The sequence below is a fragment of the Xenorhabdus bovienii SS-2004 genome (genome assembly GCF_000027225.1).
Classification (GTDB): domain Bacteria; phylum Pseudomonadota; class Gammaproteobacteria; order Enterobacterales; family Enterobacteriaceae; genus Xenorhabdus; species Xenorhabdus bovienii_C.
The window spans coordinates 532,561-549,641 of sequence record NC_013892.1 but is presented as its reverse complement, the minus strand read 5'-3'; the positions used below and the strand labels follow the sequence as shown (position 1 = coordinate 549,641).

Genomic DNA, 17,081 nt, shown 5'->3' with positions numbered 1-17,081 from the left:
TTCTTCTGGAGCATGCCTGCTATTAATAATGAATATTTATTAATATGACTTAATATCCGTCATCTAGTTTGTTGGCTTCGGCCAAATACCGGCAATATGATTGAGGCATTCTTCTTTAGAACCTGTCATCCCGACGGCCACCCATCCGACTGGAAGCACATAGGCCTCAGGCCAGACCGAATACTTTTTTCTGCTGTTCACGACGACTATCCAATTCATGGCTTCGTTTCCTGTTAGCTGTTCCAAGATAGGCCTCCGGCTTGAAGTTTTCTGGCAGTGCTGCGGGTAAGAAACCTGTATCTATCAAATATTGCAATACTTGATGGACATATCCGGCCGTAATGACGGGGCATTTAATGTCAGTGTTGGCCAATAATGCCAGCGTTTGCTTCAACTCCAGTTCTGGGTGAATTTCATGAACATAAGCCGGATCTAACGCGCGATAAGGTTTCTCTGTCATGTCCCTAATCAACGGGATCAATGGGTACAATGGGTGAGTATCATCCAGTGCAAGGATCTTCTCTTTACCCTCATTGAAGGGGATTGGGTTGAGCACATAGCCAAACTCCTGTACCCAATCGAAAAATTGCCGGATCGAGACTTGAACCGGATTAAACAAATTAAAGAATTTACCATCGGATTCCGGTTGACTGGAGATATGAACCAACGATGCAGCGACATAATCAACCGGTACAATATCAAGCAGCAATCCATGTTCAGGGTAAAAGCCCATTGCCAGATAACCTTTCAGGGAAGCAACGAGATAATCATTGCCTTGTGCGGCTCCTGTGAGAGTATGCCCAAGGATCAGACCCGGACGATAAATACTGACAGGTACACCTCGCTTACGGGCAATATTAATGATCCCTTCAGATACCCACTTACTGCCTGAGTAACCAGAAGGATCCCGTACCGATTCGCTCATAGTACGATCATCTTCCATAAATGGACGGGGTGATTCTGTGGCAAACAGGGCATTCACGGAAGAGACATAATGGAAATGTTTCAGTCGTGCTGTGCAGGCAAATTCCAGCGCGGTTCGGGTTCCATCGACATTAATGCTTTTCAGTGCGCTATAAGGATAGATAAAGTTAACCAACGCCCCGTTGTGATAAATCACATCAACGTTTTCAGCGAGCTGTGCCCATGTTTCCGGTAACAAGCCAAAGCGTGGCTGCCCCAAATCTCCGATAATGACATCTACGCGCTCAAGTCCGTTAACAACATCAATCTGGTACTTGTCAAACCCGGCCTTGATTCTGTCTCGGGCGTGTTCTTCATCAGAGTCACGGCACAAACAGATAATTCTGGCCGCAGTCTGTTTCAGCAATTGTTCCAGCAAATGCAGACCAAGATATCCCGTAGCGCCGGTGAGCAATACCGTATCCGGCTGATACCAGTTCGCATGAGGCAGGCCATCAGGGCACACGCTTTCTTTCAGGTAGACATCTTTTCTGAGCGTTTCTGCATGTTGCTGAATTAACGCCTCACTGTGGTAGACTCCCCCGGCATTAGCCGGATTTGCCTGATACGCTTCTATCATTTCATCCAGAATAGACGAGATTCTGGCAACCGTAGGTTCAACATAGATACCTGAAATCGGTATCCGGAGTGAAAAGGCTTTTTCAATCCGTTCCACCATGCGGGCAACCAAAATAGAATGCCCCCCAACCTGAAAGAAATTATCGGTGACACCTAATACGTCTGTCGCCAGCAGGTCACGCCAAATTGCATAAACCTGTTTTTCAGTTTCTGTTTGAGGCAGTACAACGTCATAGCTGGCATTCAACCGTTCTGCGACTTCGTCTAACCGTTTTCTATCACGTTTGCCACTGCTCGTCAGTGGGATGTAAGGGATACGATAATATTCGGCAGGTATCCAGGCTTCGTGCAGAACTTCCCTGAGTGAAATCTGGGTTTCATGTACCCAATCTTCGGATACAACCCTATTGGGATCGAACAGTACAAACGCCTGAATTTTGGCAAGATCGCCACTGCCGATAACACGAATAATCGCATCCTGTACGCCATTTTGTTTTCTTAATGCGGTTTCAATCTCACCCAACTCGATTCGATATCCACGCACTTTTACCTGATCATCCTGCCTTCCCATATAAATGAGAGAGCCATCTTCAAGCATACGTGCCATATCTCCGGTCAAATACGCTCTTTTACCTCTTTGTGTCATATCGGGTACATATCGTTTAGCCGTTTCGGTCGGGTTATTGCGATATCCAGCCGTCACCCCAAGCCCACCAATAAGGATTTCACCCACCGTTCCTTTCGGCACCGGTCGCAAGTATTTGTCTACAATTGTGATGGTTGTGCCGGGGATCGGCCCACCCAATTGAACCTTATCTCCTTTTCTCATGCGAAATGCTGTTGACCAGATAGTGGTTTCGGTTGGGCCATAGAGATTCCATAAAGTGCCACCGGATGCCGTTAATTGATCGGCCAAATCCTGTGACAACGCCTCTCCCCCACAAAGCATGCTCAACTCTGAACGAGGTTTCCAGCCAGCATTCAAGGCCATTAACCAAGTAACAGGTGTCGCTTGTGCAAAGGTGAATTGGGGATCAGACAGTATTTGCGACAACGCCATCGCATCACGCTGAGTATCGATTGATGTAATGTAGATACTGCCGCCATGAACGACAGTCAGTAGTAATTCCATTAATGAGATATCAAAAGAAAAGGTCGTCAGGGTGAGCATACAATCATGCTGATTGACTGACAGTAACTTGCCGAATGCACACAGACAGGCAGCCAGATTGTCATGCTGCACCTGTACCGCTTTTGGCAACCCAGTAGAGCCAGAAGTGAACATCACATAAGCCGGGTGATCACCCAATGCAGGCATATCGATGTTTTCTGTTATTTCATCATTAATTATTTCACGGGTATTATTCAGAAGGGCGTGCAAAGGGATTAATGTTGATGCCTTCAGCCCCGCAGATACCGTATCATCCGATACGAGAACACTTTCCGACAGGCTGGCGAGAATATCATTCAGACGTTTTTCTGGCATCATCGTATTAAGGGGAATATAAACCGCCCCAATTCGCCAAACCGCCAGCATAGTAACAAACCATGGAATTCCCCGTTCGGCAGCAATAGCAACGTTGCTCCCCATTTTAACACCGTACTGATGCAAAATATTTGCTGCATTTTCAACACGCTGCTGTAATTCACCAAATACCAGGGTTTCATAGGGATCAGAAACCGCAATGTCATTCGGTATCGTTTTCGCCAGTTTTGCCAAGCGAGATGGCACGTTATCAAACCATGGTTCAAGTGCTGCTATCCTATGACTGATATTACTACTGTTAATATTGTCATCGGGTGAAAATGTTTGCTCAGTGAATGCTGTGTGTAATATTGCCTTGTGTGTGTGTGTATTCATAATGATGTTCTCTTTCTGTCTTCCATTTTATTTCATCACTTTTTATGATGAATGGAGACATCAATGCTGTTAGTCATTAATATTCAGTTTTCGCCTATATTCAGATATTGCAAATACCTTATGTCGACATTCAACTGAATCGTAAAAATAAATTGCATAAAATTTCATGCTAATTTAATAATTTTATTAACTAATATTATTATGTAATCTTTAATTAATTAACCTACAAATAAAAAGGCTATTTATTGGCTGACAGATTGTATTACGCCTTATACAATCTGGTATTACCTTGATATTATTATCTTATTTTAAAAAATAGATGTTCAAAATTTCATGATAACTGACATCATGAATATGAATACCTACTTGTAGTAATATCTATTATTTTGAGTTTTAAATCCAAACATTTTATTTGTAACTGCGTTATAAAAAACGCCAAACATGTAAATAAAAATAAGCTACACGACTAAACAGAGGCATTATTTAAATAGTGATAGCCCGTTAAAATCCCGACGATAAATGTCACCCTTTATTTATGAATTTATGTCTGTATGATTTTATGAAAATATTATTTCATATTTTTACAACTTTATATTTACTGAGTATTAACCCCTGCCAATAATATGGATTAACTTTAAGAAAGGAACATAAACGAACTTTAAACGCTCATAAGTAACAAGCAAAGCGTTTTATTGTGACGTAGGTCACTATATTATCGGTAAATTATATTTCAAAACTCTAACAAATCACTCAAAATTGCGGTCTTTGCGAAATTATATCTACAGGTCAGCGATACATCACAGATATAGCATATTATTTTGGCTATTATTTCCTTCTATATAGAAAATAGTTAATGAAAATTCTTCGTTTAACATCATCATCGCTCAGAGATGGTAATTCGCTAACACCAAAAGTCATGTGGAGACAAACATGTTAAGTATTTTTAGACCGGCACCCCACAAAGCCCGGCTGCCCGCGCAAGAAATAGATCCACTCTACCGTCGCTTTCGCTGGCAAATTTTCATGGGGATCTTCTTTGGGTATGCGGCTTACTATTTAGTAAGGAAAAACTTTGGATTGGCAATGCCTCACCTAGCGGAACAAGGTTTTTCCAAAGGTGATCTTGGCTTCGCTTTGTCAGGGATTTCGATTGCATACGGTATCTCAAAATTTATCATGGGTTCCGTTTCTGATCGTTCCAATCCACGTATTTTCTTACCTGCCGGCTTGATACTCGCCGCAGCAGTGATGCTGTTTATGGGTTTCGTGCCGTGGGCAACTTCCAGCATTGCCGTCATGTTTGTTCTGCTATTTCTGTGTGGCTGGTTTCAGGGCATGGGTTGGCCTCCCTGCGGCCGTACTATGGTTCATTGGTGGTCACAGAAAGAGCGTGGTGGGATCGTTTCTATCTGGAACTGTGCACATAACGTTGGTGGCGGCTTGCCTCCGTTACTGTTCATGCTGGGTATGGCGTGGTTCCAGGACTGGAAAGCCGCATTTTATATGCCTGCATTTGCCGCCATCCTTGTCGCAATTATCGTATTTTCCTTGATGCGCGATACTCCACAATCCTGTGGTTTACCGCCGATAGAAGAGTATAAAAACGATTATCCGCCTGACTATACGGACAAAAATGAAAAGGAATTGACTGCAAAAGAGATTTTTTTGCAATACATTCTGCCTAACAAATTGCTGTGGATGATCGCAATTGCCAACGTATTCGTTTATCTGCTGCGCTACGGTATCCTCGACTGGTCACCAACCTACCTGAAAGAAGTAAAGCACTTTGCTATGGATAAATCGTCCTGGGCTTACTTCCTCTACGAATATGCGGGTATTCCCGGTACGCTGCTATGTGGATGGATGTCTGACAAAGTGTTCAGAGGCAACCGTGGTGCCACCGGCGTATTCTTTATGACACTGGTGACTATCGCCACCATCGTATTCTGGTTGAACCCGGCGGGTAACCCAAATATTGATATGATCTGTATGCTGGTTATCGGCTTCCTGATTTACGGACCAGTGATGCTGATTGGCCTGCACGCTCTTGAACTGGCACCGAAAAAAGCGGCGGGAACAGCGGCAGGCTTTACCGGTTTGTTTGGCTACCTCGGTGGTTCGGTTGCGGCCAGTATCATTGTCGGTTATACCGTTGACTTCTTCGGTTGGGACGGCGGATTTATGGTCATGATCGGCGGCAGTGCCCTGTCCGTCGTTCTACTGTTGTTTGTCATGTTAAGCGAGAATAAACATAAGCAGGAAATCGCTCGTATAGCTAGCCAGTAAATTGCCGCCACATAAACGGTAATAACACGTAAAATTGACCGCAGTACTACTTCTGATACTGCGGTTACTTGAAAAATTAATTGCCAAACCCAACTGACTGAACTAATCCATTGCTCCCTAATTACAGGTTTACTTATTCATGTCATATTTGGTTAAATATATTACTGATTTTTACTTTATATATTGCTCTTCATGGTCATAATCATTTTATTTCCAAGGAGTTATTTAGATTAAATATTTATAAAACTAAACCAAATTTATGACATTATTAGTTTACCTATCTATATATCGTATTGAATCAAAAATACAACTTCAACAGCACGTTTAAAGAATGAACACGACTGTCATAAAACTGTGACATACCACAGATAAAATCAGTATTCAGCATTGTGTTATGTCGTTATTTTATATAAAAAGCTGCATTGAATAATCATCATATTCTTCTTGCTGTTTTAAAAAAACAAGCTAAAAAAATAACATCATTTTTATTTAAGATTTTTATTACTATACATTACTATAAATGTGGAGAACTCCAATGCAAACCCCTATCAAAGCCATCATGGCAGGTCTGCTGTTAGCGTCGTCGATGTCCGGTATTGCACATGCAGCTGATAAGATTGTGATCGCCCATCGTGGAGCCAGCGGCTATCTGCCTGAGCACACACTGCCAGCCAAAGCTATGGCCTATGCACAAGGTGCTGATTATCTGGAACAAGATCTCGTTATGACCCAAGATAATGAACTCATCGTGCTGCATGATCATTATCTTGACCGCGTAACAGATGTGGCAGAGCGCTTTCCAAACCGTGCCCGTGCTGATGGCCGTTACTATGCTATTGATTTTACCTTGCCGGAAATTAAGTCCCTGAGATTTACCGAAGGTTTTGATATCGAGGGGGGTAAAAAAGTACAGAGCTATCCCGGACGTTTCCCAATGGGAAAATCAGATTTCAGCATTCATACTTTTCAGGAAGAAATTGAGTTTATTCAGGGTATGAATAAATCTACTGGCAAAAACATAGGTATCTACCCTGAAATCAAAGCCCCATGGTTCCACCACCAGGAAGGTAAAGATATCACCGCCAAGGTACTGGAAGTCCTGAAACAATACGGCTACACCAAAAAGAGCGATAAAGTTTATCTGCAATGCTTTGATGCCAATGAACTCAAACGCATCAAAAATGAGTTGGAACCGAAAATGGGCATGGATCTGAAATTGATACAGCTCATCGCTTACACCGACTGGAAAGAAACTTATGAGCAGAAACAAGATGGCTCATGGGTAAATTATAGTTATGACTGGATGTTTAAACCGGGTGCCATGAAAGAAGTGGCAAAATATGCCGATGGCATTGGCCCTGATTATCACATGCTCATCGCCAATGACTCCACACCAAACAACATTAAGCTAACGGGTTTGGTGCAAGAAGCACACGCCAGCCATCTTGCCGTTCATCCATACACTATCCGTGTCGATCAACTGCCAAAATATGCCACCAGCGGCAATCAGTTATTCGATATCGTTTTCGACAAAGCCAATGTTGATGGTGCTTTCACCGATTTCCCTGACTTAGCCGTGAAATTTCTGGAAAAACGCCACGAACATAAATAATCAATACGATACCCAATAGATTTCAAATTGCAGCCACCGCACTGCAATTTGAAAGGTGAAGGGCAATAAAGGTGCAGCCGGAAGCTGCACCTTCAGCAATAAAATCGTTGGATAAAAAACCTCTGACGCTAATAGTCGCGTCAGGAAATCCCAGCAGGAAAGGCAATCACTTCACTGATCCGTTCAGCACCCAGCGCAAGCATGATCAGGCGATCCACTCCCAAAGCGACTCCGGCACATTCAGGCATCCCGTGTTCAAGGGCTTTAAGCAGACGTTCATCAATCGGCATAACAGGCAATCCCATCGCTTCACGCTTACGATTATCCTGCACGAAACGCAGGCGCTGTTCATGGCTGTCAGTCAGTTCACGAAAGCCATTCGCCAGTTCCATGCCTTTGAAATAGACTTCAAAACGCTCTGCAACACGGTGATCTTCCTTGCTGATTTCAGCCAAAGACGCTTGTGAAGCCGGGAAGTGATAAATAAATGTCGGTTTTTCAAGCCCGATATGCGTTTCAACACCCATAGTGAAAAGCAGTTGCAACAAGGTATCCCGATCTTCTTCCTGATCAGCGATATTGCTGAGATCGAGCTTCGCTGCCACTTCACGCAGTTTTTCTTTACTCGCGGTAAGCGGGTCAATCTCCAGATAGCGAATGAACACCTGCTGGTAAGAAAGGGATTCTGCACTTTCGCACTCTAAGATCTGCTGCAACAGATCATCCACTTCATTCATCAAGCGATACATGTCGTAATGTGGACGATACCATTCCAACATAGTGAACTCAGGATTATGGTGGCGACCCGCTTCCTCATTACGGAAACTGCGACCCATCTGATAAATGGAACCACTTCCTGCTGTCAAAAGACGCTTCATGTGGTATTCGGGGCTAGTCATCAGATACAGAGTCAGACCATCCGCCGCTCCCGGCCCGACAAACCGTGTCTGGAAAGGCACAAGATGGATGTCAGTGATGGTCGCCTGACCCATGGTAGGGGTTTCAACCTCCAACACCCCACGATCTGCGAAAAAGCGCCGTATCTCCGCAAGAATCTTCGCCCTTTTCAATAAATTGGCGATAGGGGCACTTGGCTGCCAATCCGTGACTTCATTCATGTTCCAATGACTCCAAAATAAAACAAAACGCGCAGTTTACTCATATCAAGTCCACTAGACAAATTTTCAACATCAGATTAGTGAATATCATTTTTACTTGCCATTCTCCACTATAAAAGTGAACAGAATACCCCTGTCCTTCATGTGGAAAACAGCGGGACATAAAAAATAATTTTTTAGTAAACATTAAACCAAAATTTATACACTATGAATCGCAAGACTTCGGTGAGAACAATATCAAAAAAATCATAAAGTTCGGATTAATTTACTTTCTATGACGAAGCACTAATTAATGATTTTGATAAAAATATTTAATTAAAAAACAATCCAAAATTATTATTAATAATATGTTTTCTGTGCAAAAAAATAGCTGCCAGAAAAAAAACCAAGAAATTAATCTAATTTCTTATTGTCAAAAATAAAAAAACAAAACTATTTTCTAGAAATAAGAAGATCGCTATCGTAGCATTATTCCAGATAGTGTTAACAAATATTTCATAATGATTTTACTTATATTTATAATAAGAATAATTTCCTATATAAATAATTTAAAAAACCACAGAAAAGTGATCTATATCACATTATTTTGGCAAAATCCCACAAAACCCGCATTTATATCAAATTTACTCTCTTTACAATTGGCTATACTTAATCCATACAAAAAGTAACAGATAGTGACCCTAAATCGTTAAGGCATAGCAAATTATCAATAACACTCGCTTAAACAAGAAAAATATCACTGTGAAATAACATAGATAAAGAAAGTGACGAGTGATAACGCATGAGCTCCTTTAGCCGATTTTAACTCATTTCATTTGAACCACCCACTTGAACAATGGAGAAGCGCAGTGCAAACCTTCAATGCCGATCTAGCCATTATCGGAGCCGGTGGCGCAGGCTTACGGGCAGCCATCGCTGCCGCTGAAGCCAATCCCCAACTCAAGATTGCCCTGATCTCAAAAGTTTATCCCATGCGCAGCCACACCGTGGCCGCAGAAGGCGGATCAGCCGCCGTCACTCAATCTCATGACTCCTATGACTTTCACTTCAATGACACCGTGTCGGGTGGCGACTGGTTATGTGAACAAGATGTGGTTGAGTATTTCGTCAAACACTGCCCGACAGAAATGATCCAACTGGAGCAATGGGGTTGTCCCTGGAGCCGTAAGGAAGACGGTTCCGTGAACGTGCGTCGTTTCGGCGGCATGAAAATCGAACGGACATGGTTTGCCGCAGATAAAACCGGCTTTCATATGCTCCATACGCTGTTCCAGACTTCCCTGAAATACCCGCAAATACAACGCTTCGATGAGCACTTTGTGCTCGATATTCTGGTAGATGAAGGGCAGGTGCGCGGTTTGGTTGCACTGAATATGATGGAAGGAACGAAAGTTCAGATCCGCGCCAATGCGGTCATTATGGCAACGGGCGGGGCAGGACGCGTGTACCGTTATAATACCAATGGCGGCATTGTCACGGGAGATGGCATGGGAATGGCATTCCGCCACGGCATACCACTGCGTGATATGGAGTTTGTACAATATCACCCAACCGGCCTGCCGGGTTCTGGTATTTTGATGACAGAAGGCTGCCGTGGTGAAGGTGGCATTCTGGTGAACAAAGATGGCTACCGCTATCTACAGGATTATGGGATGGGGCCAGAGACGCCCCTTGGTCAACCCGAAAACAAATATATGGAACTGGGGCCAAGAGACAAAGTTTCTCAGGCTTTCTGGCATGAATGGCAGGCAGGCCGTACTATCGCGACGCCGCGTGGTGATGTGGTTCATCTGGATCTGCGCCATTTAGGTGAGAAAAAACTGCTCGAACGCTTGCCATTCATCTGTGAGTTGGCAAAAGCCTATGTCGGTGTTGATCCGGTTAAAGAACCAATTCCTGTTCGCCCAACGGCACATTACACCATGGGTGGAATCGAAACTAACCCGCAGTGTGAAACCCGTATCAAAGGACTGTTTGCTATTGGCGAATGCGCTTCCGTCGGCCTGCATGGGGCAAACCGCCTCGGTTCCAATTCATTGGCAGAACTGGTGGTATTTGGCCGTTTGGCAGGTGAAGAAGCCGTCAGACATATTCAGCAAACCACACCTGCCAATGAAAACGCGCTGGATGCACAAGCCCGTGATATCGAAAATAAACTCAATAAGCTGCTGAATCAGAAAGGTATTGAAAGCTGGGCGAAAATCCGTGATGAACTGGGTATTTCAATGGAAGAAGGCTGTGGGATTTACCGTACTCCAGAGCTGATGCAGAAAACCATGGATAAAATTACGGAATTGAAGGAACGCTTCAGGCATATCGAAATCACTGACCGTTCCAGTGTGTTCAATACTGATCTGCTCTACACAATTGAACTGGGCTTTGGTCTGGATGTCGCTGAATGTATGGCGCATTCTGCCATGAACCGCAAAGAGTCCCGTGGAGCCCACCAGCGCCTTGATGCAGGTTGTACAGAGCGTGATGATGAGAATTTCTTGAAACATACGCTGGCGTTCTATAACCCAGAAGGTGCACCACGTTTGGAGTACAGTGATGTGAAAATCACCATATCTAAACCCGCGAAGCGGGTCTATGGTGGTGAAGCCGCAGCACAAGATAAACAACAGAAGGAGCAGGCGAATGGCTGAGATGAAAAACCTGAAAATGGAAGTCATGCGCTATAACCCGGAAATCGACAGCGAACCTCATTTCGTCACCTACGAGGTGCCTTATGATGAGCAAACCTCCTTGCTGGATGCGTTAGGCTACATTAAGGACAATCTGGCTCCCGATCTGTCTTACCGCTGGTCTTGCCGCATGGCGATCTGCGGTTCCTGCGGCATGATGGTAAACCGAGTGCCAAAACTGGCATGCAAAATCTTTCTGCGCGATTATCCGCAAGGGATGAAAATTGAAGCGCTCGGCAACTTCCCCATTGAACGAGACTTAGTTGTCGATATGACTCACTTTATTGAGAGTCTGGAAGCTATCAAGCCTTATATCATTGGTAATGATCGCAAGCCTGCTGATGGCCCGAATGTGCAAACACCGGCACAAATGGCGAAATATCACCAGTTTTCAGGCTGCATCAACTGCGGCCTGTGCTATGCCGCCTGCCCACAATTCGGTCTGAATCCTGAATTCATTGGCCCTGCCGCAGTCACGCTGGCACACCGTTATAACCTTGATAACCGTGACCACGGCAAGAAAGAACGGATGCCTCAGATCAACAGTGACAATGGCGTGTGGTCTTGTACTTTTGTCGGTTACTGCTCTGAAGTTTGCCCAAAACACGTCGATCCGGCGGGTGCAATTCAGCAGAGCAAAGCGGAAAGTGCCAAAGATTTCCTTATCTCCATGCTGAAACCACAATGAGGGAGGAGAGAGTAATGACGACTAAACGTAAACCTTATGTGCGCGGTATGGAATCCCATTGGTGGCATAAATTGAGCTTCTATCGTTTTTATATGATACGCGAAGGCACTGCCATTCCTGCCATTTGGTTCAGCCTGCTGGTGCTCTATGGTCTGTTTGCCCTGAAAGATGGACCAGAAAGTTGGGCGGGTTTTGTCTCTTTTCTGCAACATCCGGCGGTACTGGTGATTAATATCATCACCTTACTGGCGACCTTGCTGCATACGAAAACGTGGTTTGAACTGGCTCCGAAAGCCCTCAATATCATTGTCAAAAATGAAAAAATGTCGCCGGAGCCGATTATCAAACTATTATGGGCAATCACTATCATTGCCACCGCCGTGATTCTCGGCGTTGCACTATTTTACTAATCCCGGGGAGGATCTGATGAATCAACGACCTAAGCGTTCCGATGAACCGATTTTCTGGGGTCTATTTGGTGCCGGCGGTATGTGGAGCGCCATTGTCGGGCCGGCGATGGTTCTGCTGCTGGGCTTTCTGATCCCGTTGGGACTGGCACCGGAAGCCCTCTCTTATGATCGTGTTCTGACATTCTGTCAGAGTTTCATTGGCCGCATCTTTTTGTTGCTGATGATCAGCCTGCCGCTCTGGTGCGGAATGCACCGTCTGCACCACGGTATGCACGATCTGCAAATCCATATTCCAGCTAGTAAAGGGGTGTTTTATGGTACAGCCGCTATTTTGAGTGTGGTTGCCTTGATTGGGGTGTTTACGCTGTAATTGAGGTTGGTTGAAGCCCACAAAAGGTGGGCTTATTTATTGGAGAGAATGAAGGATTTGATGACGATAAAGTGCTTCAGTGTTGATGAGTTTTAATAGTGCATGAACCTGACGCTCAAGCACTCTTTCCTGCAATTCGGCATCTCGTTCATTCGCCGTTTGAACAAATAATTCAGAAACACCATTTTTGGTGACATAAACCCCTCCTTCAAAGAATTCTGGAAATCCTAAGCTTTCACGAGCTACTTTCTGAGATATTGTCTTAACCAAACAGTATGATTATTAATCACCGCAGAATCTGACAACTCAATATTGTTATTTCCTACCGATTCAATATTCAATATGGGCCAGAGTGCTTTCTGCATCCTGATAATCCCCCGCCTGTACACAGAATGTGATTTTCCCTGCACGGTGTGCATTAATTTGCACCTCCATTTTCATGGCTTCCATCACGGCAATGAGTTCGCCCTCATTAACCTGCTCACCTTCTTTCACAATCCAAGAATGCAAAATACCGGAAATCGGTGCCTTCACCTGACGAGAGTCTGCCGGCATTTTTTCCTTTATTGCAGACTGGGAAGATTGCTGTTCCCTAACAGGTGCCAAATGAGAAAATCCCGCAAATAAATCGGCAGACAACCCGAGCTCATGCCTGCGGCCATCAATTTCAATATATGTACGCGTGATGCTGTTATCTTCTGTCACAATCTGGCGTGGTAACGCTTCAATCTCATTCGCAAAATCCGTTTCAATCCAACGGGTATGAACATTGAAGATCTCATCAGAAACAAAATCAGGATGTTCCATCACGGCTTGATGAAAAGGCAACACAGAAGCCACACCACGGATTCTGAATTCCCGTAGTGCCCGACGTGCGCGCGAGATGGCCTGTTCACGGGTTGTGCCTGTGACAATCAACTTCGCCATCAGAGAATCCAAGGTCGCAGGAATAGTGGAGCCACTGATCACGCCAGAATCCAGACGAATACCGGGCCCCGAAGGCGGGGTAAATTCGCTGATAACCCCTGACATCGGTAGGAAACCTTTGCCTGCATCTTCAGCGTTGATGCGAAACTCAAATGAGTGGCCTCTTGGAACTGGTGTCTCCTGAATACTCAATGGATGACCTTCCGCGATTCTCAACTGCTCAATCACGAGATCGATACCTGCCGTTTCCTCCGTGACAGGATGCTCTACTTGTAAGCGAGTATTCACTTCTAAAAAAGAGAGCGTTCCATCGGCGCTTAGTAAGAATTCAACTGTACCCGCTCCCACATAATTGGCTTCCGCACAAATCGCTTTTGCCGCCTGATGAATACGCTCCCGTTGTTGTTGAGTCAAAAATGGTGCCGGGGCTTCTTCCACTAATTTCTGGTTGCGGCGCTGTAAGGAGCAATCACGAGTGCCAACCACCACAACATGACCCTGTTTATCCGCAATAATCTGTGCTTCTATATGACGCGGCTTATCAAGAAACTGTTCGATAAAACATTCGCCACGGCCAAATGCAGCTGTCGCCTCACGTACTGCCGAGTGATAAAGTTCTGCCACTTCATCCAGTCGCCAAGCGACTTTCAGCCCACGTCCCCCTCCGCCAAATGCCGCTTTAATGGCTATCGGCAAGCCATGTTCCTCTGCAAAAGCGACAACTTCCTGTGCATCTTTGACTGGCTCTGACGTACCGACTACCAAAGGCGCACCAACTTTATGGGCAATCTTACGAGCATTAACCTTATCGCCAAGTTCATCAATGGTTTCTGGATTAGGGCCAATCCAAATCAATCCTGCGTCCATAACGGCACGGGCAAATTCCGCTCGCTCAGACAAGAATCCATATCCGGGATGCACCATCGTTGCTCCCGACTGCTTCGCTATCGCCAATAAACGTGGAATATTGAGGTAGGTTGCTGCGGGGCTATTCCCCGATAAACCGTAAGCTTCATCTGCCAATTGCACATGTTGAGCATTAATATCAGCATCCGCATAAACAGCAATAGTCTGCACACCATAATCACGACAGGCTCGAATAATACGAACGGCAATCTCACCACGGTTGGCAATCAGCACTTTGTTTGGATTCTTATTTACATTGTTCACAATAGTGTTCATCGCAAGTCTTCACTCCCTGATAATTCGTGAAATTGTATGATGGGATTAAATCGAATTTTGGCGTTGACCGGGATCTGACCTGCAAGATCAAGATGATAATGTGCCACAGAAGCAATGACGGGATATCCTCCTGTCAATGGATGATCAGACAGAAACAGCACAGGCTGACCACTGGCAGGAATTTGAATGGCTCCGGCACAGGTTCCTTCGCTAGGCAGTTCTTGGCACTTAATGCGTGATAGTGAACACTCACCATTTAATCTTAAGCCAATCCGGTTGGATTGTGGCGTCACCTGCCAAATCTGGTTTCGTAATAAATCAATCGACTCTTGAGTAAACCAGTCAGTGCGAGGGCCAAGGAGCACATCCAATACCACAATCTCATTTTTATTTGGCATCACAAAAGCAAGCGTCTCAGAAAAAGACACCGCAGCGCAATGAGACGTTGTTCCCACGACCAATTTATCTTCGGCTTTTAGTGGCTCAGGCCCGATATGAGATAGCGTATCAAATGAGCGACTGGATAATACAGAAGGGATCGTAAAACCACCCCGCACGGCCAAATAAGAACGCGTTCCCGCATCAGGTCTTCCCAAGATAATTTCATCACCATCACTTAAGTCAATGGGTTTGTAAGCACTTACATGAATGAGTTCACCCTGCGGAGTTTTTATCTCAATAGGACATAGCGCACCTGTAACAGCAACCATCATCTGCCCACAGGCAACCGCTTTAAAACCACCCTGTACTATCTCCAGACACGCCTGCTCGGAAGAATTACCTACAATACGGTTTGCACTTCGCAAAGCACTTTTATCCATAGCACCGGATTCTGAGATCCCCAATCCCGATTTGCCAAAACGTCCTAAATCTTGAAACAGGGTTTGCAATCCCACACTCCGGATTTCTAAATAGCGAGAAGTTTCAGATTGAAAAACCGGATTGGTGCGTGAGGTCTCTGACAAACTTACCGTTACAGTGGCACGTCCAGCATCCCGAAAATTGACACGATAACCCGGCTGTAATAGAGCAGGATCAGGACGGGAAAGATCCCACATACGTTCGGTTGTGATGCCGATAATCTGCCAACCACCGGGACTCGCCTGAGGGTAAATACCACTGAATTCTCCCGCCAGTGCAACGGCACCCGCAGGAATACGGGTTCTTGGTGTTTGCCGACGGGGAATATTCCACTGTGCCATATCCGATACCATATAAGCAAAACCAGGCGCAAATCCGCTAAAAGCCACTGTATATTCGTTTTCGGTATGCTGGCGGATAACGTCTTGAGCCGTGCACCCCAGTATTTCAGCAACTTCCGCTAAATCGTCACCATTATAGTGCACCGGAATTTCAATCTGTTTTCCTTGAGGATGACTGCACTCATGCAAGTCACGGTGGCCAATTTCTGCTACGAGTTGGTGAATTGAGATTTTCGTTGGACGAAAACGAATCATTAGGGTTCTCGCCGCAGGTATAATCTCTTCAATCCCCAATACCGGAACAATACTCAGTGAATCAAACAACGCCAATGTTTCTGGCAATCCACTGAGTTCAACAAGTATTGTATTGAAATTAACAAGTAAAAAACGCAAAGTGATCTCCTGAGATCATAAACCCGTATGATTATGCGTGGATAAATGACTGAATGGTAATCCCTGCCTGTTGCAGAACTTTTTTTACCTGTTTTGCCATATCCAAAGCCCCCGGACTATCCCCATGCACACATATGGAATCCGCCTTGATAGGTGTGAATTTGCCATCGATGGAATCTACTCCACCTTCAGTCACCAATTGCAACATGCGTTGTGCGACGAGATTTACATCGTGTAACACCGCACCGGCTTCACGACGGGAAACTAGCTCCCCTTCTGCGGTATAAGCACGATCCGCAAAAGCTTCGGCGATAGTTTTCAAACCTTTTTCCTGTGCCAATCGGAGAATGTTTGATCCTGCCAATCCAACTAAAGCAAGGTTAGGATCAATCACCAAAATGCCTTCAATAACAGCAAGTGCCTGACGCTCATTATTAGCGATCGTGTTATACAGCGCACCATGCGGTTTCACATAACGAACACTTGTCCCTGCTGCTAGAGCCAAACCTTGCAGAGCACCAATCTGATAAATCACATCTGCTGTCAATTCGTGGCTGGCAATATCCATATTACGCCGACCAAAACCGACTAAATCGGGATAAGATATATGGGCTCCGATAGCAACTTGGTTTTCCTTTGCAGATTTAAGTGTCTGCAAAATACCTACCGGATCTCCAGCATGAAAACCACAAGCGACGTTTGCACTACTGACAATACCCAACATTTTTGCATCATTACCCATTTTCCACTGACCAAAACTTTCACCAAGATCACTATTTAAATCAATTGCTTTTATCATTATTATT

At 44.8% G+C, this 17,081-nt stretch carries 13 protein-coding genes; 6 read left to right on the top strand and 7 right to left on the bottom strand.

The window, feature by feature from the left end; translation table 11 throughout:
- Positions 1-63 precede the first annotated feature (63 nt).
- Both XBJ1_RS19290 and XBJ1_RS02355 read right to left on the bottom strand, forming a co-directional pair.
- On the bottom strand, positions 64-219 hold the full coding sequence (locus tag XBJ1_RS19290; RefSeq protein WP_071822426.1) for an MbtH family NRPS accessory protein: 156 nt from the start codon (positions 217-219) through the stop codon (positions 64-66).
- Positions 167-3,403 (bottom strand): amino acid adenylation domain-containing protein, encoded by a 3,237-nt coding sequence (locus XBJ1_RS02355; RefSeq protein ID WP_012987143.1) that lies wholly within the window; start codon positions 3,401-3,403, stop codon positions 167-169. The genes XBJ1_RS19290 and XBJ1_RS02355 overlap by 53 nt, the downstream gene beginning before the upstream one ends.
- A 930-nt stretch (positions 3,404-4,333) precedes the next feature.
- Between XBJ1_RS02355 and glpT the strand changes: the two genes are divergently transcribed.
- Both glpT and glpQ read left to right on the top strand, forming a co-directional pair.
- Positions 4,334-5,689 (top strand): glycerol-3-phosphate transporter, encoded by a 1,356-nt coding sequence (gene glpT / locus XBJ1_RS02350; protein WP_012987142.1) that lies wholly within the window; start codon positions 4,334-4,336, stop codon positions 5,687-5,689.
- 535 nt (positions 5,690-6,224) lie between these two features.
- Positions 6,225-7,301, top strand: coding sequence for a glycerophosphodiester phosphodiesterase (gene glpQ, locus XBJ1_RS02345; RefSeq protein ID WP_012987141.1), 1,077 nt, complete (start codon positions 6,225-6,227; stop codon positions 7,299-7,301).
- A gap of 140 nt (positions 7,302-7,441) precedes the next feature.
- Here the strand turns inward: glpQ and epmA are convergent, their stop codons facing one another.
- Positions 7,442-8,419 carry an elongation factor P--(R)-beta-lysine ligase gene (gene epmA, locus XBJ1_RS02340; protein ID WP_012987139.1) on the bottom strand — a complete coding sequence of 326 codons (978 nt, stop codon included), beginning with the start codon at positions 8,417-8,419 and terminating at the stop codon, positions 7,442-7,444.
- A gap of 848 nt (positions 8,420-9,267) precedes the next feature.
- On the opposite strand from epmA, the gene frdA reads away from it, so the two are divergent.
- From frdA to frdD, 4 genes are read left to right on the top strand one after another with little or no spacing between them, the layout of a single operon-like run.
- A complete protein-coding gene (gene frdA, locus XBJ1_RS02335) occupies positions 9,268-11,064 on the top strand; it encodes a fumarate reductase (quinol) flavoprotein subunit (RefSeq protein ID WP_012987137.1) in 1,797 nt (598 codons plus the stop codon).
- Positions 11,057-11,791: a succinate dehydrogenase/fumarate reductase iron-sulfur subunit gene (locus tag XBJ1_RS02330; protein ID WP_012987136.1), complete on the top strand. Its 735-nt coding sequence runs from the start codon at positions 11,057-11,059 to the stop codon at positions 11,789-11,791. The genes frdA and XBJ1_RS02330 overlap by 8 nt, the downstream gene beginning before the upstream one ends.
- A 14-nt stretch (positions 11,792-11,805) precedes the next feature.
- Positions 11,806-12,201 carry a fumarate reductase subunit FrdC gene (gene frdC, locus XBJ1_RS02325; protein WP_012987135.1) on the top strand — a complete coding sequence of 132 codons (396 nt, stop codon included), beginning with the start codon at positions 11,806-11,808 and terminating at the stop codon, positions 12,199-12,201.
- A 13-nt stretch (positions 12,202-12,214) separates the two neighbouring features.
- Positions 12,215-12,571, top strand: a complete 357-nt coding sequence (gene frdD, locus XBJ1_RS02320) for a fumarate reductase subunit FrdD (RefSeq protein WP_173346405.1) — start codon at positions 12,215-12,217, stop codon at positions 12,569-12,571.
- Positions 12,572-12,607: 36 nt separating this feature from the next.
- Here frdD and XBJ1_RS02315 read toward each other — a convergent pair whose 3' ends face one another.
- The 4 genes from XBJ1_RS02315 to XBJ1_RS02300 are packed head-to-tail and all read right to left on the bottom strand — an operon-like array spanning position 12,608 to position 17,074.
- The gene (locus XBJ1_RS02315; protein WP_012987133.1) at positions 12,608-12,841 is read right to left on the bottom strand and encodes a hypothetical protein; all 234 of its coding nucleotides are present in this window, start codon (positions 12,839-12,841) and stop codon (positions 12,608-12,610) included.
- Between the two features lie 60 nt (positions 12,842-12,901).
- Entirely contained in the window at positions 12,902-14,680 is a 1,779-nt protein-coding gene (locus tag XBJ1_RS02310) for an acetyl/propionyl/methylcrotonyl-CoA carboxylase subunit alpha (protein ID WP_012987132.1), read from the bottom strand.
- Complete coding sequence (locus XBJ1_RS02305; RefSeq protein ID WP_012987131.1) at positions 14,677-16,275, bottom strand: urea amidolyase family protein; 1,599 nt, start codon at positions 16,273-16,275, stop codon at positions 14,677-14,679. The genes XBJ1_RS02310 and XBJ1_RS02305 overlap by 4 nt, the downstream gene beginning before the upstream one ends.
- 31 nt (positions 16,276-16,306) lie before the next feature.
- Positions 16,307-17,074: a LamB/YcsF family protein gene (locus XBJ1_RS02300; RefSeq protein WP_012987130.1), complete on the bottom strand. Its 768-nt coding sequence runs from the start codon at positions 17,072-17,074 to the stop codon at positions 16,307-16,309.
- Positions 17,075-17,081 lie beyond the last annotated feature (7 nt).

Coding starts and splice junctions, on each gene's coding strand:
- XBJ1_RS19290 (WP_071822426.1), bottom strand. CDS start 219: ATGAATTGGATAGTCGTCGTGAACAGCAGAAAAAAGTATTCGGTCTGG.
- XBJ1_RS02355 (WP_012987143.1), bottom strand. CDS start 3,403: ATGAATACACACACACACAAGGCAATATTACACACAGCATTCACTGAG.
- glpT (WP_012987142.1), top strand. CDS start 4,334: ATGTTAAGTATTTTTAGACCGGCACCCCACAAAGCCCGGCTGCCCGCG.
- glpQ (WP_012987141.1), top strand. CDS start 6,225: ATGCAAACCCCTATCAAAGCCATCATGGCAGGTCTGCTGTTAGCGTCG.
- epmA (WP_012987139.1), bottom strand. CDS start 8,419: ATGAATGAAGTCACGGATTGGCAGCCAAGTGCCCCTATCGCCAATTTA.
- XBJ1_RS02330 (WP_012987136.1), top strand. CDS start 11,057: ATGGCTGAGATGAAAAACCTGAAAATGGAAGTCATGCGCTATAACCCG.
- frdC (WP_012987135.1), top strand. CDS start 11,806: ATGACGACTAAACGTAAACCTTATGTGCGCGGTATGGAATCCCATTGG.
- XBJ1_RS02310 (WP_012987132.1), bottom strand. CDS start 14,680: ATGAACACTATTGTGAACAATGTAAATAAGAATCCAAACAAAGTGCTG.
- XBJ1_RS02300 (WP_012987130.1), bottom strand. CDS start 17,074: ATGATAAAAGCAATTGATTTAAATAGTGATCTTGGTGAAAGTTTTGGT.